The organism is Streptomyces sp. NPDC017993 (assembly GCF_044328065.1).
GTDB lineage: Bacteria > Actinomycetota > Actinomycetes > Streptomycetales > Streptomycetaceae > Streptomyces.
Genome location: NZ_JBIRGO010000006.1, coordinates 398,452 through 418,262, shown reverse-complemented (window position 1 = coordinate 418,262; position 19,811 = coordinate 398,452). Strand labels below are relative to the sequence as shown.

Here is a 19,811-nt window from a genome sequence, read left to right as displayed (position 1 = left end):
GTGGCAGTACAGCAAGCGTCACCATCGTCGTCACCGTGACCCGCATCTGCGGAGCTCGAGCACCACTCGACCTGTGCGCCGACCTGTAGTTCAAAGGTCCTAGTCACCTGAATGAGTTGGCCGACGTTGGGTGCACTCTGCGACTTGGCCGGACCGGACACTCCTGGTCCCGGCGGGGGAGAGGAGAGGGGCACGTGAACCGACCAGTGGCACCCTTGGGTGCCGCCTCCACTGCGCCTGGTGCTTCGTGTCGACCACCTCGTAGAAGTCGCCGCCGATACTGGCCTCCGCAGCAGCCGCGAGATACAGCGCCTCGATCTCGACGCCCGCAAGCCGCACCTCGCCAAGCTGGACGAGCGCCAGCGCACCCTGATCGAACTTCGCTTCGGTGCGCAGATGACACAGTCCGAGATCGGCAAAGACATGGGCCTGTCCCAGATGCACATCTCCCGCCTTCTCGCCCGAGTTCTGGCCACCCTGCGCGAAGGCGTCTTCGCCGAGGCGTGAGCACCCTGGGCTGGGCCTCGGCAAGGGACGCGGAACTGCGGCGGTTCGGGCGTCGGCCGCAGACCGGGGCCCGGTCTGCTCGTCCGGTCGCGGGCGGCCTCACTCAGGCGTGGAGTGGAAGGACAGGCAACGTCGTCTGTATCGGGAGGCAGCATGCCCACGCTCCATGTCGAACACGCGATCACCGACTTCGATCTCTGGAAGGCCGCGTTCGACCGGTTCTCCGCGTTCCGGCAGCAGTCAGGGGTACGCAGGTATCGCATCCAGCGCCCGGTCGGCGATCCGCAGTACGTCGTGATCGATCTCGATTTCGAGACCGTCGCCGAGGCGGAGAAGTTCCTCGGACTCCTACAGACCAAGGTCTGGTCGTCGAGCGAGGCCGCACCGGCTCTGGTCGGGACGCCACAGACCAAGATCCTTGAAACCGTGGAGGAACGCCAGGGAGCGTGAGCTGGGTGAACGTTTCCTCGGCCGGCCCTCGGCCACCTGCCCGATGACCGGCCGTGCAGCGGCAAGCCAGATCCAGCGCTCTGCGCCGGAGAAGAGGGAGGTGCACCCTGTTGACGGCAATCGCAGATGTTCTTCGGTCCATCGGCGGGGCCATCGCCACCGTCGTCACCCTGCCGTTCAGGGCCGTGGCCAGGCTGGTCGGCGGCGCCTAAGGCGGTGACCGATGCCGACTACCGAGGCATCGCCCACGACCGGCGCGGTCACGGTCGCTCGACGCCGGTGTACGACGGCTACGATTTCGACACCTTTGCGGACCATCTGAACGACCTCATCACGGATCTCGATCTACAGGACGTGATGCTCGTGGCGCGCTCGATGGGCGGTGGTGAACTCGCCCGCTACCTTGGTCGGCCGGAATTGCCGGCGGACGGGACGCACAACTTCGCGCCGGCGAAGTTCTGAGGAAATGGGTGTTGGCCGGACGGCCCCGGAGCCCCTGGCATAGCGGGGTGCGCGTGCTCCGACAGCATCACCGTCAGGGGGCGGGATGGCTTGGGAGTGGGCCGAACTCGGGCCCATAGGTGCCCGCGCCGTCGGGAATGGCGGTCTCCATCAGTTCGATCGCGGGGGCCTCCAGCCCGCGCATGGCGTGGACCGCCGTGCTCAAGGCGCGGGGGCCGCCTCCGTCCCAGGCGTGGTCAAGGGAGTTGAGCACGGCGTGGTAAGCGGCGTCGAAATTGTTCAGGAGTTGTCGAACGTGCGCCGGGGGGTCGGGCCATCCGCCTTCCGGTACTCGTGCCATGGGGCGGACATCCGGGAAGGGCATGGGCGAACCAGTGAACTCCCATCTCCCTCCCACCTTGCGCAGTCGCCGCCCGTGGTAGATCTCGCCGAACGCGTAGTAGTGGGCTGGATGGTCATCCTCGAAGGTGTCGGACGGGGAACTGGCGGTGCCCTCGCCCTGCTCCTTGACCATTTCCAGGGCCCACTCGACGTCGTCGAGGTTCTCGATCGGTTTCAGCGCGTCCGAGCCGATGTGTTCGGACAGTTGCCCCCGGGTTGACAGTTCAGGTGCCGTGGAACGGAATGCCTTCTGCAGTTCGCTGTAGAAGGCGCCGACAGTGGGTGAAGTGTCTTCGCTCTGGGCGAGCGGGGCTTCAGGAGCCTCGATCGCCATCATCACGTCATGCACGAGTGACTTGGTGAGCCCTGACAGATACACGGTCACTCCGTCACGCACACCGCCGGGCAATGGTCCGGGGTAGCTGGGTGCCGCGTCTCTGATCTTCGGCCGCCCGCCCACGGCGACAAGCAGGTTGGACACCACACCCAGATGGAACATCTCGTCGCCCACGATGCGTCGGATCAACCGGGCGGCCTCGCTGCCACGGTCCTTGATGGACCACCAGCCGCACAAGTAGGCCGGAATTGTGGCGAGTTCGAGTTCGACGGCTACCTGGAGGGCCGACCTGATCCAGGCCGATCCGCGGACGTCCTCGGGAACCGCGAGGAGGCGCCCCACGGAGCAGTGGTCGGGCGTAGTGGGAGGTCCGTCGGCCGGTAGCTCGACAGCCTGCGCAGTATTGGCGGCCGCGACAGGCATGGCGGCTGCAAAAGCGGCTGATGCCAGGAAGCTCCGGCGTTTGAGGTGGGCGCCCGTCGGGCCGTCCGGGCTTTCCTTCGCTCCAGTCACCGCGGCCTCCGTACGCAACATGGGTTGGCCTCGGCTGCAGTTTCCTGGGCCTCGGACAGTTCGCGAAGCTAGCAGCCTCCACCTCTGATCTTGGGGTGCCCGGCTTCAGTCAAGGGATCCACCACCCTGTCGGTCCAGTCGACGGCATGCTCTGGCGTCGGGCAATCCGGTTCGCCCCGTCGGCGGCTGACGCCGAGTGCATCGGCTTGGCGGTCCTCGCCGTCCGGGTAAATCAACCTGATGTCGGTGAGGTCGGCGTTGAAGATCCTGCCGGTGCACGCCCCGCAAGGACCGGTCACGGCCGACGACGGGCCACGCCCGGACACCGGCAGGGACAAGCCGGCGGCGCTGCCACCGGCCTTCCGGCCCGGCGGCGCGGTGACCGCCGGGAACTCCTGCTCGCTCAACGACGGCGCCGAAGCAGCCGTACTCGTGGATGAACAGCTCGCGGAGCGTCGGGGCCTGCCCGTACGGGCGCGCATCCTCGGTACGGCGGTGAGCGGCGTCGATCCGGCCTTGATGGGCGTGGGCCGATCGATGCGGTCCGCCGTCTCCTCGACCGGGCAGGGCTCCGCATCGACGAGGTGGAGATCGTCGAGCTGAACGAGGCCTTCGCCTCACAGGTCCTGGCCGTCAGCCGAGCCCTCGGCACTAGGTTGTGTCCGCAAAGTCCCTTCTGGCTCGCGGCGCCTGGCACGCACCCTCGCTGCGTTGTCGGGATCTTCCCGGTACGCCCAGTACCGGGAAGGCCCTCCGCCTTGCGAGGGCGCTCGGCATCCACCGGCTGAATGAGGAGCGGAGACGGAGCGAGCGCAGCGAGTGCAGTGCACCAGACACCGCGAGCCCCGCCCTCCGGGCGGACGAAGGGACTTTGCGGACACAACCTAGGGCATGGCCCTACTGCTCGAACGGGTCTGAGGACAGCTCGCACCCGGAAGGGGGTGGTCCCGGCGGCGCTACGTGGAGGAACGACTTCGGCCCGTCACCTCGGCACCGGCGGGCCGAAAGGGCCGTGCGCAGCGCTGGGCAGCAAGGAGCGGGTGAACGCGGCAGGCGGGAGGCCCACTGCGAGATCTACCGCAGGGGCGATGCGGAAGGCTTGCGCCGCCCGCCCCGACCGGACGCTACAGTCCCTTGCCGTCAGCCGCGATGCTGGTCATGAGGCGGTTCAGGTGGGAGCGCATCACGGCGATCAAGTCGAAGGAGCGCCCGGCGGCCGGCCACTGGAGGCGTAGCCCGGCGTCGAGCGCGGCGCACTCCCGGGCGATGTTCTCGTGGTCCAGCCCCGCCTTGAGTTCCCCCGCCTCGGTGCCGGCGCGCAGACGGTCCGCGAGTTCGCGTACGCCTTTCTCCTGCCATTGGGAGAAGAAGCCGTGCGCGGGGTGGTCGGGAGCGGTGGCCTCGGCGCCCACCACGACGGCGAGTTCCAGCATCCCCGGCATGTTCAGCGACTCGGCGGTGTCGTCGAAGTGGCATCGGAAGGCGTCCCGCACCGAGTCGGACACGCGGACCCACTGCTCGTCGAGCTGCTTGTGCCAGTACTGGACCACGGCCAGCAGCAGTTGCTGCTTGTCGGGGAAGTGATGGAGCAGTCCGGCGTCGGTGATCCCGGCATCGCGGGCAATGCCGGCCAGCGAGGTCTTGCGGTAGCCGTCCTTGCCGAAGCGCAGCAGCGCGGCCTCAAGGATCTGGTTGCGCCTGGCCAGCCCCGTTGCGTAGCCGCCGCGCCGCCCCCTTGGCGTCCCCATGCGCACAACCATACCGAGTGCCGTCGCCGGTCCCACCGAGCTCCTGCCGCCTGGGGGGGGGTGCCTCGTCGATCAGTTATGGGTTGTTGTGGTCATGCTCGGCTGGGGCGTGACCGACGGCGAATGGGCGGTGCTGGAGCCGTCGCTGCCCAGGGGCAGCAACGGTTACGGCCGGTGGCGTGATCACCGGCACGTGATCAACGGGATCCTTCATCGGCCCAGCACCGGCGGTCAGTGGCGCAAGCTGCCCGACCGTTTCGGCTCATGGCAGACCGTCCACAAGCGGCACATGCTGTGGTCGGCCGACGGCACCCGGGAAGCGGCTGCTGCAGCACGTCCAGGCAGTCGCCGACGCCGCCGGCGACGCCGGCTGGTTCCATTACCTGGGACGCCGCCTCACCCTGGACCCTCTGGGACCGTGTAGCGGGCGTGTCACCGTGTTGCCGGTCCTGTCACCATGCACCCGGCCCTTCGCTGCTGAACAGCGTGCTGTGAAAGCGTGGCATGAACAACGATCTTCGATTGCTGGGGAGTTCATGCCCTTCGTACGCGCGCCCTTCGGCCGGCGCAGCCTGCTCTTGATACTCGGCTCGTCCCTCCTGTGCGTCCTACTGGCGGTGGTGGTCACACAAGCTGTCGTCGGCGGGGAGGGCGAGGGTGGCGGAGGCGGCACGGGAGACGCAAAGGGGAGCGGGGGCTCCGCGCCCACCGCCGCCGAACCGCTGGAGGGGACGGCGGGAGTCGCCGCACGCCGGCCGCTGCAGAAGGAGCCCGGGTTCTACCCGCGGGCGATCCGGTTGCAGCACAGCGGAAACGCCAACGGCCGCATCCTGACCTCGAACGTCACCTTCCGGGGGAAGGACGGGGTCGGAGTCATCCACGAGAGTTCCGACAACGGGAAGACGTTCCGGGAGGTCGGCTCCGTCGCCGATCCGAAGGGCGCCGACGGCAAGGGGCTGTGCTGCAGCACACTGTACGAACTGCCGAAGCAGATCGGTGACATGCCCGCGGGGACGCTGCTGTGGGCGGATTCGCCGGGCCAGACCGAGAAGCCCCGCAAGATGTCGATCCGCGTCTTCAAGAGCACCGATCACGGACGCTCCTGGTCGCATCTGTCGATCGCCGCGACCGCCGGGAACGAAGGGGGCCTGTGGGAACCGGAGTTCTCCATCGATGCGCAGGGCAACCTCGTGTGCCACTACTCGGACGAGACCGACCCGAAGCACAGCCAGAAGCTGATGGCCGTACGCACCTCGGACGGTAAGAGCTGGAACGGGCGGCACGCCACCGTCGAGAGCAGCCAGGAGCCGGACCGGCCGGGGATGGCCGTCGTGCGGAAGTTGCCTGGCGGCAAGTACGTCATGGTCTACGAGATCTGCACGCCCGGCGGGAAGTACGCGTGCGTCGTGCACACCCGTACGTCCGAGGACGGCTGGGAGTGGGGCGAGCCGTCGGATCTGGGGACACGTCCGGAGACTGCCGACGGTCACTACTTTGCCCACACGCCGACGCTGGCGTGGGCTCCCGAGAGCGGCAACCCGCGGGGCAAGCTGATGCTGATCGGGCAGGTGACGCGCGACCGGGACGGCAAACCGAATCCCGGCGGCGAGCGGACGTTCTGGACCAACAGCAAGGGTGGGGAAGGCGCGTGGCAGTCGAAGCGCGCTCCAGTGGCGGTGAACTCCGGTAAGGAGGACTCCTGCGCCAACTACAGCAGCGCGCTGCTGCCGGCGGCCGACGGGAAGAGTGTGCTGGAGATCGCCACCGACAACGTGGACGGCGGCTGCAAGCCCTTCTACGCGCAGGGTCCCGCCTGAGGTAGGCAGGAGAGACGGTGCGTCGTGGTGTTCGTCCAACGCCGGGGCTTCACCGGCCTGCTCTGCTGTCACGACGAAGGCCAGTGGCCGGGCGGCCGCCGCGGCGAGGTGGAGTTTCGTGGCCACTTCTCCGCGGTGATCGCACCAATCACCCCACGGCGGTTCCGCAACGACCACCCCGCTTCGGAACGATCGCGCTCGACGAGCCCAGCTCCTGGAGTGCGCCCGCCGCGGCGAGGGTGATCGCCTCGGGGATGGCGGTCAAGGCCGGCAGCGGCCGTGACGCTCCTCGGGATCTCGGCAGAGCTGCCCGGGCGTTCGGTGCGACCACACCTAGGGCCTGTCTCCCTGATCCGCGCACAACTTGTTCGCGCGATTTGGCTACTCGGTGGCAGGGTGCAGTTATGGATCAAGCAGAGGTATTGCTCATCGGAGGGCGCGCTGGCGTCGGCAAGACGACGGTGGGATGGGAGGTCTCAGCGCGTTTGCGCGCCGCGACGGTTCCTCACTGCGTAATCGATGGCGACTTCATGGGGCAGGCACATCCTGCTCCGGAGGGGGACCCCCGCCGCAAGAAGATCGCCGAGCGCAATCTGACGGCGCTCTGGTCGAACTACGCCGAGCTCGGGTACCACCGCCTGATCTACACGCACACCGTGAGCGTACTGGCTGAGAACGAGGGCATGTTCCAGCGCGCCATGGGTGCGAATGTCAGGATCGTACGGGTCGTGCTTACCGCGTCCGATGCCACTGCCCGTGAGCGGCTGACGGGTCGGGAACTTGGCTCGGAGCTGGAGCACGAGCTGAAGAGCAGCGCCCGAAAGGCGCGGATTCTGGACGAGCAGACACCCGTGGGCACGGTGCGAGTGACGACCGACGGACGTTCCGTGGTCGACATAGCGCGCGAAGTGGTGGGCGCTACCAGCTGGCTACCAGGGACTGACGGTTAGGTTCATTGCCGCTCAGTGTCGGGTCCAGATGAGGATGGCGGCGAGATGCAGTGCGGCCTGGTAGGCGATGGCGAGTTTGTCGGTTCGCATGGCCAGGCCGCGCCACTGCTTCAGGCGGTTGATGCACCGTTCGACGGTGTTCCGCTGCTTGTAGAGCTGGGTGTCGAAGCCGGGTGGGCGACCTCCGTTGCGGCCACGCCTCAGGCGGTTGCGGATCTGGTCGGCGGGCTGCGGAATGACGGCCCGGATACCACGACGCCGGAGATGCCAGCGGATCGCGCGGGAGGAGTAGGCGCGGTCCGCGAGGACAGCTGTGGGCCTGGTACGCGGCCTTCCCAGCCCTCTTCGAGGCACCCGGATGCGGGCCATTACCGCCTCGAAGGCTGGCGCGTCACCGGCCTGGCCCGGGGTGACGAACAGAGCGAGAGGCCGTGCGCGGCTGTCGCTGGCCAGATGGACCTTCGTGCTCAGTCCGCCGCGGGAGCGACCGAGCGCGTGATCTGTGGGCTCGTCCCGACCTGATGCCCCTTTTTAGATGCTCCGGCGGCGTGCTGGTGAGCCCGGCAGACGGTGGAGTCCACCGAGATGGTCCAGCCCACCTCGTCGTCGGCATCCGCCGCGGCAAGGACGGCGGCGAGGATCCGTGTCCATGTGCCATCGACTGCCCACCTGATCAGGCGTTTGTGGGCGGTCTGGAAAGGGCCGAGTTCATCGGGCAGGTCCCGCCACGGCGAGCAGGTGCGGTACTTCCACGCAATGGCCTCAAGGGTGCGGCGGTGGTTGGCCCACCGCCGTCCACGGACCGGATCGGCCGGCATCAGCGGCTCGATCCGGTCCCACATCGGATCAGTGATCACTAACCGGACAGACGCATCCAATCAACCGGCAGTTCGTCAAAGAGACACGCTCTAGCCGCGAAAGCCAAGTGAGAGGTAGCGTTTTGCTGGGCGGCGTGGGCCACATGGCGGGGATCACATGGCGTGTGGCGGCCAAGCAGGGGTCGTCTACATCACCCGGGGGTGCGGCTGTTCGTCGAGGACACGGACGGCAATCAGCAGGAGAAGTGCCGACGTCTCGACGTGGCAGCAACCTTCTTGCACACTGACCGCCACAGCTTGGGACACGTCGACAGCGGAACGTCAAACCGCCGCAGGTGGCCGCGCGACAGCCGGCCGGAAGGCGCAATCGGGAACCGGTGAGGGCGCTTTGGACGACTCGCTCGCACGTGAGGCGCGGCATGCCGATGACGAGCCTTCACCCGTGCCGGATGAAACGGGCCCGATAGCCCGCCGCCGCAGTTCCGAGCCGGGCCCGCGGCCCGTACTGGGCCGCGCGCTGCAGATCCTCGGTGCGTTCAGCGCGAACTGCCCGGAGATGACGTTGAGCGAACTCTCGCGGCGCTCTGGCCTGCCGGTGTCGACCGTGTACCGGATGCTCGGCGAACTCACCGCCTGGGGAGCGCTGGAGCGCAGCGACCAGGGGCGCTATCGCGTCGGCCTGCGACTGTGGGAAGTTGCCTCCCTTGCGCCGCGCGGACAGGGCCTGCGCGAGCGGGCCCTGCCGTTCCTGGAGGACCTCTCCCAGATCACCCGCGAGAACGTTCAGCTCGCGGTGCGCGAGGGTACAGAGGTCGTCTTCGTCGAGCGCATCGCGGGGTCCGGTGCCGTGCCGGTACTGACGCGCGTGGGCGGGCGGTTCGCCCTCACGGTCACCGGTGTCGGGCTGGTGCTTCTGGCGCATGCCCCAGCCGACGTGCAGGAGCAGGCGCTGGCCGGCCCCCTCGAGCGGTTCACACCAGGAACGGTCACCGATCCGCGTGCGTTGCGGCGCATGCTGGCCGAGGCGCGGACCCATGGCTACGCGGTCAGCGACCGTCAGGTCACCATGGACGCCCTGTCGGTCGCGGCCCCTGTGCACCGCGGCGGCGCGGTGATCGCCTCGGTGTCGCTGGTAGTACGCCATGGCAGCACCTCCGCGCATGCGCTGGCCCGGCTCGTCTGTACGAGCGCCCGGGCGATCTCCCGCGCGATGAGCACGCCGCAGGTCTGAACCGCGCCGTCCCGGGCTCGAAGGCTTCGATACCCCGCGTGTGCCGTGCCGTGTCGCAGATCCTGATGCCGTCCCGGCACAGCGGCGCGGCCGCAACTACGCAGATGTTTCCCGGCATTCGGAAAGCCCCCTGGTGACCCGGGGGCGCCGACCCCACGATGGTCCGCATTGGTCGAGGCCAGGCCCCGGTCCGCCGGGGGGGCTCCCGCGACGCTCTCTGCACACCTCCCGCGGCGAGGGGCCGATGAGCCCCTGCCGGCCGCCGTCGCGGTCCCGGCCTCTGCACCACGCGCACTGAACGCCCCACTCAGAAAGGAACGATCATGACTGCTTTCGTACGCAATCACTGGTACGTCGCCGCCTATGGCCGCGAGGTCGGGCGCGAGTTGCTCGGACGCACCGTACTGGGCGAGCCGATCCTGCTGTACCGCACGGAGGACGGCCGGGCGGTGGCCATGTCCGAGCGCTGTGTGCACCGACGCTTTCCGCTGTCGCACGCGCCGAGCCGGCTGGACGGCGATCGGGTGGTCTGCGGCTACCACGGTTTCACCTACGGCAACGACGGCGGCTGCGTCTTCGTCCCCGGCCAGCAGCGCATCCCGCGCACGGCGCGCCTGAAGACGTACCCGGTGGTCGAGCAGGACTCCTTCGTGTGGGTGTGGATCGGTGACCGCGAGCCCGGGGATGCCCTGCCGCCCCGCGCTCCGTGGATGGACTCGCCCGACTACACCGTGGTGTCGGGCATGGAGCCGATCGACGGCGACTACGGTCTGCTGGTCGACAACCTCATGGACCTGTCGCACGAGACGTACCTGCACGGCGGTTACATCGGCACTCCCGAGGTGGCCGAGACGCCCATCACCACCGAGGTCGACGGCGAGGCCGGCATCGTCTACGTCAGCCGCCACATGGACGACGCGGAGTGCCCTCCGTTCTACGCCAAGTCCACAGGTATAGAGGGCCGCATCAGCCGCTGGCAGGACATCGAGTACCACGCGCCCTGTCTCTATCTGCTCCACTCGCGCATCGCGCCCGTCGGCGCACCCGGGCCGAATCCGGACGGCAGCGACCCGCATGCCTTCCACGTCGAGGTCGTCTACGGCATCACCCCTTCGACGGAGAGGACGACGTACGACTTCTGGGCCGTGGCCCGCGACTTCGCCCTCGATGACCAGGACGTCACCGAGTTTCTTCGCGGCAACAACCACACGGTGGTCATGCAGGATGTCGTGGCCCTCAACGTGCTGCAGAAGTCCCTGGATACCGAGCCGGCCGGCTACCAGGAGCTGAGTATCAACATCGACACGGGAGGGCTCGCCGCCCGCCGCATTCTCGCTCGCCTGGCCCAGGAGGGGGCCGGGTCGCAGGACCGGGCGGTGGCCCCATGATCCCGCAGCATCCACCCGTCCTCTCCGGTGAGGACGTCTACCGCATCCACTGGGTGCTCGGTACCGACCGGCTGCTGGCCGTCTGCCACTGCGGCGCGCAGCGGGAGTTCGAGGACCCCGTCGGGCTGTGGGACTGGCTGCTGGGCCATCCCGATGATCACCACCCCGGCCCTGCCCCGGAGTTCGCTCCCGCCGCCGCCCCTCAGCCTCGAAGGCGGCCTTCGCCTGAAGCTGCCCACGGTCCGGAAAGAGAGTCACCATGACCACCACGAGCCTGCCACGCCCCGGGGCCGAACTCGACCTGACCCTGGTGCGCAAGGAGCCCCTCGCCGAGGGCGTCGTCCGGCTCAGCCTGGCCCATCCCTCCGGCGAGCGGCTGCCCACGTGGAGCCCGGGCGCCCACATCGACCTGATGCTGGGCCCCGACCTGGCACGGCAGTACTCACTGTGCGGCGACCCGGGTGACACCTCCCTCTTCCACGTGGCCGTGCTGCGCGAGCCGGAGAGCCGGGGCGGGTCCCGGTACGTGCACGACACGCTGGCCGAGGGCGACACGGTCCGGGTGAGCGGCCCCCGCAACCACTTCCCGCTGGCCGACTCCCCCCGCTACCTGTTCATCGCGGGCGGCATCGGCATCACCCCGGTCCTGCCGATGATCGCCGCCGCCGACCGGAGGGGAGCCGACTGGCGACTGGTGTACGGCGGGCGCAACCGCGCCACCATGGCCTTCGCTAGACAACTCACCAAGGACCACCCCCACCGGGTGGAACTGTGCCCCCAGGACGAGTCCGGACTCCTCGACCTGGACGGGCTGCTCGACAGCCCCGTCGCCGGCACCCTCGTCTACTGCTGCGGTCCCGAGCCCCTGCTCAACGCGGTGGAACGGCGGTGTGCTTCCTGGCCGGAGGGCACGCTGCACGTCGAGCGGTTCACGCCGAAGGCGCGGGTGGACGACGCCCCTTCGGCCTCGTTCGAGGTGGAACTCTCCCGCAGCGGCATCACGGTGACCGTCCCGCCGGACAAGACCGTCCTCCAGAGTGTTGAGGAGGCCGGCGTGCAGGTCCTGTCCTCGTGCGAGGAGGGCACCTGTGGCACCTGCGAGACCCCGGTCCTCGACGGGGTGGTAGACCACCGAGACTCCCTGCTCACCCCTGCTGAACAGGCATGCAACGACACGATGTTCCTCTGCGTCTCGCGCGCCGCCTGCCCGCTCCTCGTCCTGGATCTGTGACCCACCGACAAGAGCCCACCGTATGGACCCGAGATCGCGGTCGTGATCGAGGCGGAACCGGGGTCCATGCTTGGCTCGCCTCCTGCTCGCTCACCGGCCCGTACGACGTTCACGCTCGCCTGCGCGACCCCGGCGCCCGGTTACGGCTGGATCGTGGATTCCACACCGGTGGAGTGCGGGCGCCCGGCGGCCGATGGCGAACGCTCGGACACGGACGTCGAGCAGCACGGAGCGGGGACCTTCGAGGGCGCTGCCGTCGGAGTCGCCCAGCACATGTGCGCCATGGTCGTCACCGAGAGGCCGGGCCGGCTGACCCTGCACGCCCGTCCCGCCACCTACCCCCCGAGTCTCCATCGGCCGACGCCAGCAGCACCCGTCATACAAAGTCGGCTTCCATCGCTGGATCGCGGCGGACGAGGAACGCGAGCTATCGCTGTTGATGCGGGAGGCACTGGACGCACTCGGCCGTGACCCGGGCAGTTGGGCGTATTCCAGGGAATGCCGAGCGCCAGGCCCCCGCAGTTGGCCACTTGAGCATCGCAGTTGGCCGCGCGGCGACGAGTAGTTCAGCTTCCACAACCTGAACTACCTCTCCAAGGTGCCCGCCACCGGCGACAAGATCGTCTTCCCGGTCTCGATCCACGACGCCGACAACCGCGGGCAAACTCTCGGCCAGGTCAGCAACGCGTCCATCCCCGTGGTGAACCAGGTCGACGGCCAGGAGCGCGCCCGCTGGGACCTCAGCGAAGACGCGTCCACGGAGACGGCGATGCTCTTCGGCGAGGTCTACCGGCACGGCGGCCGGCGGAAGTTCTGCGCTGTTGGCCCGATGTATGTGTCAGGGCTGCGAGGCATCGCTCTAGACTTCGGGGTCAATGATTCGTAAAGCCAAGTACGGCGCGGGGGAACCCCGTACAAAACGATTGGGTAGCCAGTGCTTCTGAAAACGTTCGGCTGGTCGTTCGCGGTCACCGCGCTCGGCCTCGTCGCGGCGGTCCTCTACGGGGGGTGGACCGGCTTCGGGATCGTGGCGATCCTGTCCATCCTCGAAATCTCGGTGTCCTTCGACAACGCCGTGGTCAACGCCGGGATCCTGAGGAAGATGAATGCCTTCTGGCAGAAGCTCTTCCTCACCATCGGCGTCCTGATCGCGGTCTTCGGCATGCGCCTGGTCTTCCCGGTCGTGATCGTCGCCATCAGCGCCAAGATCGGCCCGATCGAGGCCGTCGACCTGGCGATGACCGACAAGGACATGTACAAGCAGCTGGTGACCGACGCTCACCCGTCAATCGCCGCGTTCGGTGGCATGTTCCTGATAATGATCTTCCTCGACTTCATCTTCGAGGACCGTGACATCAAGTGGCTCGGGTGGCTTGAGCGTCCTCTCGCCAAGCTCGGCAAGGTCGACATGCTGTCGGTCTGCATCGCCCTGATCGTCCTGGTCGTCACCTCGATGACGTTCGCGGTCAACGCCCACCAGCACGGCGGTGCGCACGTCAACAAGGCCGAGACCGTATTGATCGCGGGCATTGCCGGTCTGATCACGTACCTGATCGTCGCCGGACTCTCCGGCTTCTTCGAGAACAAGCTCGAAGAGGACGAGGAGCGCGAGCATGAGGCCGAGGAAGAGGCCAAGAGGAGCGGCAAGAAGGTCCCGGCGGTCGTGATGGCCGGCAAGGCCGCGTTCTTCATGTTCCTCTACCTGGAGGTCCTGGACGCGTCCTTCTCCTTCGACGGCGTCATCGGCGCCTTCGCGATCACCAACGACATCGTCCTGATGGCGCTCGGCCTCGGCATCGGCGCGATGTACGTCCGCTCGCTCACGGTCTACCTGGTCCGCCAGGGCACCCTCGACGACTACGTCTACCTGGAGCACGGCGCGCACTACGCGATCGGCGCCCTCGCCGTGATCCTGCTCGTCACCATCCAGTACGAGATCCACGAGGTCATCACGGGCCTCGTCGGCGTCGTCCTGATCGCCTGGTCCTTCTTCTCCTCGGTCAAGCGCAACCGCAGGCTGGCGGCGGCCGAGGGACAGGACACGGGGCCCAACGAGAAGGTTGAGGTCTCCTCCGGGGTCTGAGCCGGGCCGCCGGCGCGGGCCCGCCGGGCCGCCGCCAGGCGGACGGCGTCCTCCGCGAAACCCCACCGGTGGCAGTCCACCGCCCTGGAATGGTCATCCAGGAAGACGAAGCGATTCGCTCTGCACGGCCATCGATCCGCGGCCGTGCAGAGCATCACCGACCCGGAGTTCGTCGGGGCGGTCGGCCTCGAACCGGCCGACCGTCTCCTTCTGCCGGGGTGCCTTGAGCGCGATCAGCCCGGTGCGGTGGAACATCCGCTGCAGCGTGCGCTCGTCCGGCGCCCAGCCCAGCTGGGCCCGCAGAACCTTCTGACCAGCGTCGCCGTGCGCTCGGGGTTCTCCTTCTTCAGCGCCATCGCCGGCTCGACCACCTCCGGCGGCGTGCGCGGCTGGGACTGGCGCGGAGAGGGAATCACGGCGTACAGCTCGGCAGGGCTGCCGGCCGCCCGGGCGCAACGGTGCGCCGCGGACTCACGGGTGAGGAGGAAAACAGAGTTCACCGAGACTTGGACGAGGGCGGCAGGACGCCACTCGCCGACGTCCCTGAAGCGGTCTGAGCACCCCTTTCCTGTGCGACGAGGCCGAGCACGCGCTCTCGCTCATGGCGGCCCCAGGTCTCCTTGGTTGCGAGGATGCCGCCGAGGCCGATCACGGCCGCGGCGAGGTAGAGCAGCGCGGCGCCTGGCCAGCCGAACGCACCCACCAGAGCGGCGGCGAGCAGTGGGGCGAAGCCGCCGATGGCCGCGGCGAGTTGGTAGCCGAGCGAGGCTCCCGAGGTACGGGTCGCGGTGCGGAACTGCTCGGTGAGCAGAGAGCCCTGGGTTCCGGTGAGTGATGCGTGGATGACGCCGATGCCGATGATGAACACCGTGAACACAAGGGTGGGTTGGGCGGAGTTGGTGAGCAGATACATCGGGAAGGCGAAGAGGACCGCCGCCGTACAGGCCGTTATGTAGAGGGGACGGCGTCCGATCCGGTCGGTGAGCGCGCCGGCGAGGAAGGTGACCGCAATGGCGAGGATGCTGGCGGCGGTGATCGCGCCGAGGGCGACGGGCCTGAGGTCGGGGTGGCGTTCGGTGATGTAGCTGAGCAGGTAGGTCGCGGTGGAGTAGTAGGCGAAGGATTCGACGACGCGCAAGGCGATGACGCGCAGGATGGCGCGCCAGTCGTCGGCCAGAGTGGCGAGGAACGGGTTCTTCTCGGTTTTGCCGCCGGCCTGGGCTTCCTTGAATTCGGGGGATTCGGAGAGCCGGGAGCGCACGATCAGCGCGGCGATCACGAGGACGGCGCTGAGCAGGAAGGGCGTCCTCCACTGCCAGTTGCCGTCGAGGGTGTCGCTCCACGCGAAAACGCCGCTGGCCAGGGCAATGCCCAGAGGGTTGCCGGACTGGGGGATCGCGGCGAACATGCCGCGGCGGTGCCATGGCGCGTGCTCGTAGGCCATGGTGATCGCACCGCCCCACTCGGCGCCGAACGCCAGGCCCTGGATCATGCGGATGGCCACGAGCAGGATCGGTGCGAGCACACCGACCTGTTCGTAGGTCGGCAGCGCGCCGATGAGGAAGGTGGCGGCGCCCATGACGATCATGGCCGCGACGAGGACGGGCTTGCGGCCGAACTTGTCGGCGAAGTAGCCGCCGATGGCGCCCCCGAGAGGGCGCATGACGAAGCCGACCGCGAGGGTGGCGAAGGAGAGCAGGGTGCCGACGAACCGATCGCTCTCGGGGAAGAACACCGCTCCGAAGTAGAGCGCGGAGGCGGTGCCGTACGCGATGAAGTCGTAGTTCTCGACGCTCGTGCCGAAGGCCGCGGCGACCGCGGTCTTGACGCGGTCCTTGGAGCCGAGCACGCTCCGCGGTCCGGCAGGGACGCTGGTGGTCATGGGAGTTCTCCTTGAAGGGTCGCCGGATCGTCCCCGGCGTATACGCAGTGAGGAGGATGGGGGCCGCAAGAGGGGAGGCCTGATCTATTGACCGGGTGTTGGGGGCATGACGAGGAGGCGCCCGGCGTAGTCGTCCGTGGGCAGGGCGTTCGGTATCAGCGAAAGAGAAGGCTCACCCGCTCAAGGGGGTGCGTGGGCGGCTTGTCAGGGGGCCGGGGTCAGGGCGTCAAGTGCGTTGAGTTTGGCGACCCGGCGGCGGGTTTCTTCGTCGTCGTCGAAGACGGCACCGAGGAACTCACGGACGATCTCGGGCACGAGCGCGTGCGGGACCAGCCACGCCCCCATGGCGATGGCGTTGGCGTCGTCGTGCTCGACGGCCTGGTGCGCGGAGTAGGGCTCATGGGCGAGGCCGCAGCGGACGCCGGGCAGTTTGTTGGCGGCCATGACGGCGCCCTGGCCGGTGCCGCAGACGAGCACGGCCCGATCGGCGGAGCCGGAGAGCACAGCCTCGCAGGTTGTGCGGGTGATGTCCGGGAAGTCGACAGGGTCGCAGCTGTGGGTGCCGCAGTCGATCACCTCATGCCCGAGAGCCTCAATGGCCTGGCGCACGGTGTCTTTGAGCGCATATCCGGCGTGGTCTGCGCCGAGGGCGACCTTCATCGGCTGTTCCTTTCAGGAAGGGCACACTGCGGTTTTGCCAGGTGGAGGACGGACGTTGCAGTGCTCGGTCGGGTGTGAGAGCGGCGGTGAGCGCAGCGTGCAGCCGTTGATCGCACGCTGCGCGATTGCGTAAGCGCAGTCGACGGCCTTGACGGCGATCGTGTGCTCGGCGCCGGGCACCATCACGGCGCACAGTCGCACGGCCTGACGGGGTGCCCTCCGGCTGAGTAGCCCCACCAGGGATGACGCTGGGCTCGCGAGCGGGGAGATCGGGCAGGGCGGCATCACCGCCGAGCGCACCGCCGAGTGCACCGGTGAGGAGCGTCCTGGCCCGCGCTGCGACAGCTTGGCGGGGGCCAGGCGGACGGCTGAGGGAGTCGGCGTTTACGGAGACGGTGGCGGGGACGGCGATCCGGGTGCTCATCGGACGCCCGGCAAGGACCGGTCGGCGAAGGTGGTGGGGATGCGTTGTCCGGGTGCGGCGCGGCCGGCGATGAGGTCGACGAGCCCTCGTACGCCGAGTCGGCCGATCGACGACGCGTTGTTGCGGACCGCGCTGATGGGCGGTGAGGCGAACTCGAACCAGTCGAGGTCGTCGAAGGAGACGATCTCGATGCGCGCGGCCTCCTCTGCGCCGAGCCGCTCGCGCAGCGCGCGCACGGCACCCAGGGTGGTCGGACCGTTCGTGCCGAACACGGCCGTGAACGTGACGCCGCGGTCGAGGATGCGGCACATGGCCTCGGCCGCCCCGCCCGCCAGGAAGTCACCGGCCTCCAGCAGCCTGTCGTCGGTGCTGATGCCGTGCGCCTGGCGACCGGAGAGGTAGGCGGCGCGGCGCTCGGCTCCGGTGGAGATCGTGTCCGGGCCGCCGATGAAGGCGACGTCGCGATGGCCCCGGCGCTGCAGCCAGGCGAGCACCTGCTCCACGCCCTGAGCGTTGTCGGTGCCGTACAGCGGGGCGTCGACGCCCTCGATCCTGCGGTTGAGGAACACGAGCGGCAGTCCGGACGCGAGCGTGGCCGCGAGCTGCGGCGAGACGGTGCTCTGCGGCGAGAACAGCAGGCCGTCGATGCGTTGGGAGGCGAAGGTCTGAAGGTAGGCGTCGGCCTGTTCTGCGTCCTCGTTCGCGTTGGCCAGCAGGACGGTGTATCCGTGGCGGCGCGCCTCCTGCTCGGCGGCGTGAGCAAGCTCGGAAAAGAACGGGTTGCGGATGTCCGAGACGAGCAGCCCCAGCACGTCGGTGCGGGCGCGCCGCAGGGAACGGGCGGGGCCGTTGGCGATGTAGCCCAGCTCGGCCGCGGCTGCGAGCACGCGGGACCGGGAGTCGGCCGAGGTCTGACTGCTGCCGCTGAGCACTCGGGACGCGGTACCGAGCGCGACCCCGGCCCGTGCGGCGACGTCCTTGATCGTGGCCATGCGCCCCACCTCCTTGTGGAAACGTTTCCATGAACCGACTGAATTTAAGATCGCACACCGATCGCGAAATGAGCAAGGTCCCGGAGCGGAAACGCGGCACCGCACGAGCGCGGACGGGGCGGCGGGAATGTGCCGCGCTGGGAGTGCAGTTGGCGTAGACGGCATCACCCGGCTGTGCACCATGCTCGGCGCACTCGTCCTCGCCCGAGCCACCAAGGGCTCCCCGCTCTCCGAGGAGACCTCGCCGCTGCGCGCGCCGCCTTGACGGTGACCAACCGGTGACCACCGGTGCCTCGCGGACGAGCGCCGGACGCGTCGATGAAACGGCTCGTCTCCAAGCGAGATCCACCGGCCAGTAGGGGCAGTTGTCGCAGGTAGCGGCAGCCGCCCCGGCTGAGGTCAGCAGTGACACCCGCCGGCACGGCGGCCCCGGAGGGGAGACCAAGTCGGCGAGGCTCATGGCTGGGCGAGGATCCGGGTTCGCAGAAGCCCGGAGATGCGTTGCCGCTACGGTGCTCCCCGCATGAACGCCGTGCGCGGTGGCTGGAGCGGGCGCACCCTTGTAAGAGGGGGCTGGAGGTGATCGTCATGTTGCAGAGCGCCGTCGGATGGCATGTCGAGCTGGAATTCGAGGAAGACGCCAAACGCACGCGTGCGGCCGCACTGATACGGCTGCGCGACGGCACCGAGGTACGGGCCCATGGTTACGCCAGCCGTCACCCGGCCGACTCCAACCAGCCCAGGGTCGGTGAGGAGGTCGCGGGCGCCCGCGCACTCAACGAACTGGCCATGAGGCTGCTGACGAAGGCCCACGACGAGATCGACGACGCGTCCGGCCGCACGTCGTATCCGCTGACCTGAGACCGGCTCCTACGCGGCGGCGGGGCTCACCCGAGCATGCCGCTGGAGGAGGGGTGGGCCAGGGGCGCCGCGCTTGTCAGCCCCGGTCCGCATGTCGCCTGCGCCGCTTCCATGCGCGTGCCCTGCGGAAGGTCTCCTCGTACAGGAGCCGGCCCGTCAGCGCACCCCCGAAGACGACGACACCGACACCGACCAGCCAGGACTGGATGACCAGGACGGTGCCGACAGGGCCGTAGGTGACGGTGCTGGACGCGATCAGGGGCGAGAAGACGAGGCTGGAGAAGACCCTCAGGCCGAGGAGCCCAACCACGGTGGCCACGGCGCCGGGGAGCAGGGCACGCCAGCGGACCCGCCCGCCGAGCAGTACGCGCTGGGACCACCAGAGGAACAGCACGGCGCTCAACGACGCGATGGCTCCTCCCGCGAAGGGCTCGCGCTGCAACGTTGTGGCGGAGACGAAGAGAAATCCGGTCAGTACACCGAGCCACAGCACATGCCGCCAATGAGCGTGCCAGCGGGCCGCCGGCAGGCCCCAGACCTTCTCGTAGCCGGTCTGCACCGCTACCCCGAAGGTCAGGCCGAACAGGGAGAGGGCGACAAACCCAAACGCGGTCGTGCTGCGCAGAGCCTGGCCGGGTCGAGCGAACAACTGCTCGATCAATTCTCTGGAGGCCGTCGACACCCCGAGCCCTGCCCCCAACCACTGCGCGAACCCCCGCCCGTGCTCGGGATCGCCAGTGGAAACAATGATGAGCAGCGGCACCAACGTGAGGAACCCGAGCGCGGCGAAGCCCAACGCGCGCTGCCCCAGTTCAAGCTCCCTGCTTTGCCGCCACCCGCGGCCGACCGGTGACCGGCTGACCGCGCGTCGAAGCCGCCCGATCAGAGAGTCACGTTCCGCGTCAGCGGCGATGGGCTTCATTGGCATACCTGTCGACTACCACGCCCCATACCGGCATCACGCGAGGGCGCGGCGCTCGCTTCCGTCGCGTTCCCCGTCCGTTGTGGCGTCGAGCAGGGCGCGGACGGCGCGGACGAACTCCTGCGGGGCGGCTGTAGGTGGCTGGCTGGCCTGC

22 protein-coding genes and 3 pseudogenes are annotated in these 19,811 nt (G+C 68.6%); 17 read left to right on the top strand and 8 right to left on the bottom strand.

Features of this window, described 5'->3' with window-relative positions:
• The first annotated feature begins 240 nt into the window (after nt 1-240).
• The 4 genes and pseudogenes from ACH4FH_RS13960 to ACH4FH_RS13945 all read left to right on the top strand — a co-directional run.
• Nucleotides 241-507 (top strand): sigma-70 family RNA polymerase sigma factor, encoded by a 267-nt coding sequence (locus ACH4FH_RS13960; protein WP_398556023.1) that lies wholly within the window; start codon nt 241-243, stop codon nt 505-507.
• A 153-nt stretch (nt 508-660) separates the two neighbouring features.
• On the top strand, nt 661-957 hold the full coding sequence (locus tag ACH4FH_RS13955; protein WP_398556022.1) for a hypothetical protein: 297 nt from the start codon (nt 661-663) through the stop codon (nt 955-957).
• 107 nt (nt 958-1,064) lie between these two features.
• Entirely contained in the window at nt 1,065-1,169 is a 105-nt protein-coding gene (locus ACH4FH_RS13950) for an LPFR motif small protein (protein ID WP_398556080.1), read from the top strand.
• Nucleotides 1,162-1,419: pseudogene (locus ACH4FH_RS13945) on the top strand (alpha/beta fold hydrolase); the annotation flags it as partial. The gene ACH4FH_RS13950 and the pseudogene ACH4FH_RS13945, both read left to right, overlap by 8 nt.
• A gap of 73 nt (nt 1,420-1,492) precedes the next feature.
• Here the strand turns inward: ACH4FH_RS13945 and ACH4FH_RS13940 are convergent.
• On the bottom strand, nt 1,493-2,668 hold the full coding sequence (locus ACH4FH_RS13940; protein WP_398556021.1) for a ferritin-like protein: 1,176 nt from the start codon (nt 2,666-2,668) through the stop codon (nt 1,493-1,495).
• Between the two features lie 222 nt (nt 2,669-2,890).
• On the opposite strand from ACH4FH_RS13940, the gene ACH4FH_RS13935 reads away from it, so the two are divergent.
• Nucleotides 2,891-3,253: a hypothetical protein gene (locus ACH4FH_RS13935; protein ID WP_398556020.1), complete on the top strand. Its 363-nt coding sequence runs from the start codon at nt 2,891-2,893 to the stop codon at nt 3,251-3,253.
• Nucleotides 3,235-3,438, top strand: coding sequence for a hypothetical protein (locus tag ACH4FH_RS13930; protein WP_398556019.1), 204 nt, complete (start codon nt 3,235-3,237; stop codon nt 3,436-3,438). The genes ACH4FH_RS13935 and ACH4FH_RS13930 overlap by 19 nt, the downstream gene beginning before the upstream one ends.
• A 336-nt stretch (nt 3,439-3,774) precedes the next feature.
• Here the strand turns inward: ACH4FH_RS13930 and ACH4FH_RS13925 are convergent, their stop codons facing one another.
• Complete coding sequence (locus ACH4FH_RS13925) at nt 3,775-4,398, bottom strand: TetR/AcrR family transcriptional regulator (RefSeq protein WP_398556018.1); 624 nt, start codon at nt 4,396-4,398, stop codon at nt 3,775-3,777.
• Between ACH4FH_RS13925 and ACH4FH_RS13920 the strand changes: the two genes are divergently transcribed.
• The 3 genes from ACH4FH_RS13920 to ACH4FH_RS13910 all read left to right on the top strand — a co-directional run bounded on the left by ACH4FH_RS13920 (nt 4,397) and on the right by ACH4FH_RS13910 (nt 7,165).
• Nucleotides 4,397-4,822 (top strand): transposase, encoded by a 426-nt coding sequence (locus tag ACH4FH_RS13920; RefSeq protein WP_398556017.1) that lies wholly within the window; start codon nt 4,397-4,399, stop codon nt 4,820-4,822. The genes ACH4FH_RS13925 and ACH4FH_RS13920 overlap by 2 nt on opposite strands.
• Nucleotides 4,823-4,934: 112 nt before the next feature.
• On the top strand, nt 4,935-6,215 hold the full coding sequence (locus ACH4FH_RS13915) for an exo-alpha-sialidase (protein WP_398556016.1): 1,281 nt from the start codon (nt 4,935-4,937) through the stop codon (nt 6,213-6,215).
• 404 nt (nt 6,216-6,619) lie between these two features.
• The gene (locus tag ACH4FH_RS13910; RefSeq protein ID WP_398556015.1) at nt 6,620-7,165 is read left to right on the top strand and encodes an AAA family ATPase; all 546 of its coding nucleotides are present in this window, start codon (nt 6,620-6,622) and stop codon (nt 7,163-7,165) included.
• A gap of 12 nt (nt 7,166-7,177) precedes the next feature.
• Here the strand turns inward: ACH4FH_RS13910 and ACH4FH_RS13905 are convergent.
• A protein-coding gene (locus tag ACH4FH_RS13905; RefSeq protein ID WP_398556079.1) for an IS5 family transposase occupies nt 7,178-8,007 on the bottom strand; the annotation gives its coding sequence in 2 pieces (ribosomal slippage) (nt 7,178-7,689 and nt 7,689-8,007; 831 coding nt in all).
• Nucleotides 8,008-8,425: 418 nt separating this feature from the next.
• On the opposite strand from ACH4FH_RS13905, the gene ACH4FH_RS13900 reads away from it, so the two are divergent.
• The 6 genes and pseudogenes from ACH4FH_RS13900 to ACH4FH_RS13875 all read left to right on the top strand — a co-directional run bounded on the left by ACH4FH_RS13900 (nt 8,426) and on the right by ACH4FH_RS13875 (nt 13,916).
• Nucleotides 8,426-9,214: an IclR family transcriptional regulator gene (locus ACH4FH_RS13900; protein ID WP_398556014.1), complete on the top strand. Its 789-nt coding sequence runs from the start codon at nt 8,426-8,428 to the stop codon at nt 9,212-9,214.
• Nucleotides 9,215-9,537: 323 nt separating this feature from the next.
• Nucleotides 9,538-10,602: a Rieske 2Fe-2S domain-containing protein gene (locus ACH4FH_RS13895; protein WP_398556013.1), complete on the top strand. Its 1,065-nt coding sequence runs from the start codon at nt 9,538-9,540 to the stop codon at nt 10,600-10,602.
• Nucleotides 10,599-10,865, top strand: a complete 267-nt coding sequence (locus ACH4FH_RS13890) for a hypothetical protein (RefSeq protein WP_398556012.1) — start codon at nt 10,599-10,601, stop codon at nt 10,863-10,865. Before ACH4FH_RS13895 ends, ACH4FH_RS13890 begins: the two co-directional genes overlap by 4 nt.
• Nucleotides 10,862-11,833 carry a PDR/VanB family oxidoreductase gene (locus tag ACH4FH_RS13885; protein WP_398556011.1) on the top strand — a complete coding sequence of 324 codons (972 nt, stop codon included), beginning with the start codon at nt 10,862-10,864 and terminating at the stop codon, nt 11,831-11,833. The genes ACH4FH_RS13890 and ACH4FH_RS13885 overlap by 4 nt, the downstream gene beginning before the upstream one ends.
• Before the next feature lie 589 nt (nt 11,834-12,422).
• A pseudogene (locus ACH4FH_RS13880) lies at nt 12,423-12,719 on the top strand (TerD family protein); the annotation flags it as partial.
• 48 nt (nt 12,720-12,767) lie between these two features.
• Nucleotides 12,768-13,916, top strand: a complete 1,149-nt coding sequence (locus tag ACH4FH_RS13875; protein WP_398556010.1) for a DUF475 domain-containing protein — start codon at nt 12,768-12,770, stop codon at nt 13,914-13,916.
• 93 nt (nt 13,917-14,009) lie between these two features.
• Here ACH4FH_RS13875 and ACH4FH_RS13870 read toward each other — a convergent pair whose 3' ends face one another.
• The 4 genes from ACH4FH_RS13870 to ACH4FH_RS13855 form a co-directional block, all read right to left on the bottom strand.
• A complete protein-coding gene (locus ACH4FH_RS13870) occupies nt 14,010-14,171 on the bottom strand; it encodes a hypothetical protein (RefSeq protein WP_398556009.1) in 162 nt (53 codons plus the stop codon).
• A gap of 241 nt (nt 14,172-14,412) precedes the next feature.
• A complete protein-coding gene (locus ACH4FH_RS13865) occupies nt 14,413-15,798 on the bottom strand; it encodes an MFS transporter (protein WP_398556008.1) in 1,386 nt (461 codons plus the stop codon).
• 204 nt (nt 15,799-16,002) lie between these two features.
• The gene (locus ACH4FH_RS13860) at nt 16,003-16,458 is read right to left on the bottom strand and encodes an RpiB/LacA/LacB family sugar-phosphate isomerase (protein ID WP_398556007.1); all 456 of its coding nucleotides are present in this window, start codon (nt 16,456-16,458) and stop codon (nt 16,003-16,005) included.
• 420 nt (nt 16,459-16,878) lie between these two features.
• Entirely contained in the window at nt 16,879-17,874 is a 996-nt protein-coding gene (locus ACH4FH_RS13855; protein WP_398556006.1) for a LacI family DNA-binding transcriptional regulator, read from the bottom strand.
• 157 nt (nt 17,875-18,031) lie between these two features.
• Between ACH4FH_RS13855 and ACH4FH_RS13850 the strand changes: the two are divergent.
• Together ACH4FH_RS13850 and ACH4FH_RS13845 are read left to right on the top strand one after the other, a co-directional pair.
• A pseudogene (locus ACH4FH_RS13850) lies at nt 18,032-18,156 on the top strand (TetR/AcrR family transcriptional regulator); the annotation flags it as partial.
• Nucleotides 18,157-18,462: 306 nt separating this feature from the next.
• Entirely contained in the window at nt 18,463-18,735 is a 273-nt protein-coding gene (locus ACH4FH_RS13845; protein ID WP_398556005.1) for a DUF1876 domain-containing protein, read from the top strand.
• A gap of 76 nt (nt 18,736-18,811) precedes the next feature.
• Here ACH4FH_RS13845 and ACH4FH_RS13840 read toward each other — a convergent pair whose 3' ends face one another.
• On the bottom strand, nt 18,812-19,663 hold the full coding sequence (locus ACH4FH_RS13840) for a ribonuclease BN (protein WP_398556004.1): 852 nt from the start codon (nt 19,661-19,663) through the stop codon (nt 18,812-18,814).
• Nucleotides 19,664-19,811 lie beyond the last annotated feature (148 nt).

Excerpts from the sequence above, each read along its gene's own strand:
- ACH4FH_RS13955 (WP_398556022.1), top strand. The coding sequence starts at position 661 with ATGCCCACGCTCCATGTCGAACACGCGATCACCGACTTCGATCTCTGG.
- ACH4FH_RS13935 (WP_398556020.1), top strand. The coding sequence starts at position 2,891 with ATGTCGGTGAGGTCGGCGTTGAAGATCCTGCCGGTGCACGCCCCGCAA.
- ACH4FH_RS13920 (WP_398556017.1), top strand. The coding sequence starts at position 4,397 with ATGCGCACAACCATACCGAGTGCCGTCGCCGGTCCCACCGAGCTCCTG.
- ACH4FH_RS13925 (WP_398556018.1), bottom strand. The coding sequence starts at position 4,398 with ATGGGGACGCCAAGGGGGCGGCGCGGCGGCTACGCAACGGGGCTGGCC.
- ACH4FH_RS13915 (WP_398556016.1), top strand. The coding sequence starts at position 4,935 with ATGCCCTTCGTACGCGCGCCCTTCGGCCGGCGCAGCCTGCTCTTGATA.
- ACH4FH_RS13910 (WP_398556015.1), top strand. The coding sequence starts at position 6,620 with ATGGATCAAGCAGAGGTATTGCTCATCGGAGGGCGCGCTGGCGTCGGC.
- ACH4FH_RS13895 (WP_398556013.1), top strand. The coding sequence starts at position 9,538 with ATGACTGCTTTCGTACGCAATCACTGGTACGTCGCCGCCTATGGCCGC.
- ACH4FH_RS13890 (WP_398556012.1), top strand. The coding sequence starts at position 10,599 with ATGATCCCGCAGCATCCACCCGTCCTCTCCGGTGAGGACGTCTACCGC.
- ACH4FH_RS13885 (WP_398556011.1), top strand. The coding sequence starts at position 10,862 with ATGACCACCACGAGCCTGCCACGCCCCGGGGCCGAACTCGACCTGACC.
- ACH4FH_RS13870 (WP_398556009.1), bottom strand. The coding sequence starts at position 14,171 with ATGTTCCACCGCACCGGGCTGATCGCGCTCAAGGCACCCCGGCAGAAG.
- ACH4FH_RS13865 (WP_398556008.1), bottom strand. The coding sequence starts at position 15,798 with ATGACCACCAGCGTCCCTGCCGGACCGCGGAGCGTGCTCGGCTCCAAG.
- ACH4FH_RS13860 (WP_398556007.1), bottom strand. The coding sequence starts at position 16,458 with ATGAAGGTCGCCCTCGGCGCAGACCACGCCGGATATGCGCTCAAAGAC.
- ACH4FH_RS13855 (WP_398556006.1), bottom strand. The coding sequence starts at position 17,874 with ATGGCCACGATCAAGGACGTCGCCGCACGGGCCGGGGTCGCGCTCGGT.
- ACH4FH_RS13845 (WP_398556005.1), top strand. The coding sequence starts at position 18,463 with ATGTTGCAGAGCGCCGTCGGATGGCATGTCGAGCTGGAATTCGAGGAA.
- ACH4FH_RS13840 (WP_398556004.1), bottom strand. The coding sequence starts at position 19,663 with ATGCCAATGAAGCCCATCGCCGCTGACGCGGAACGTGACTCTCTGATC.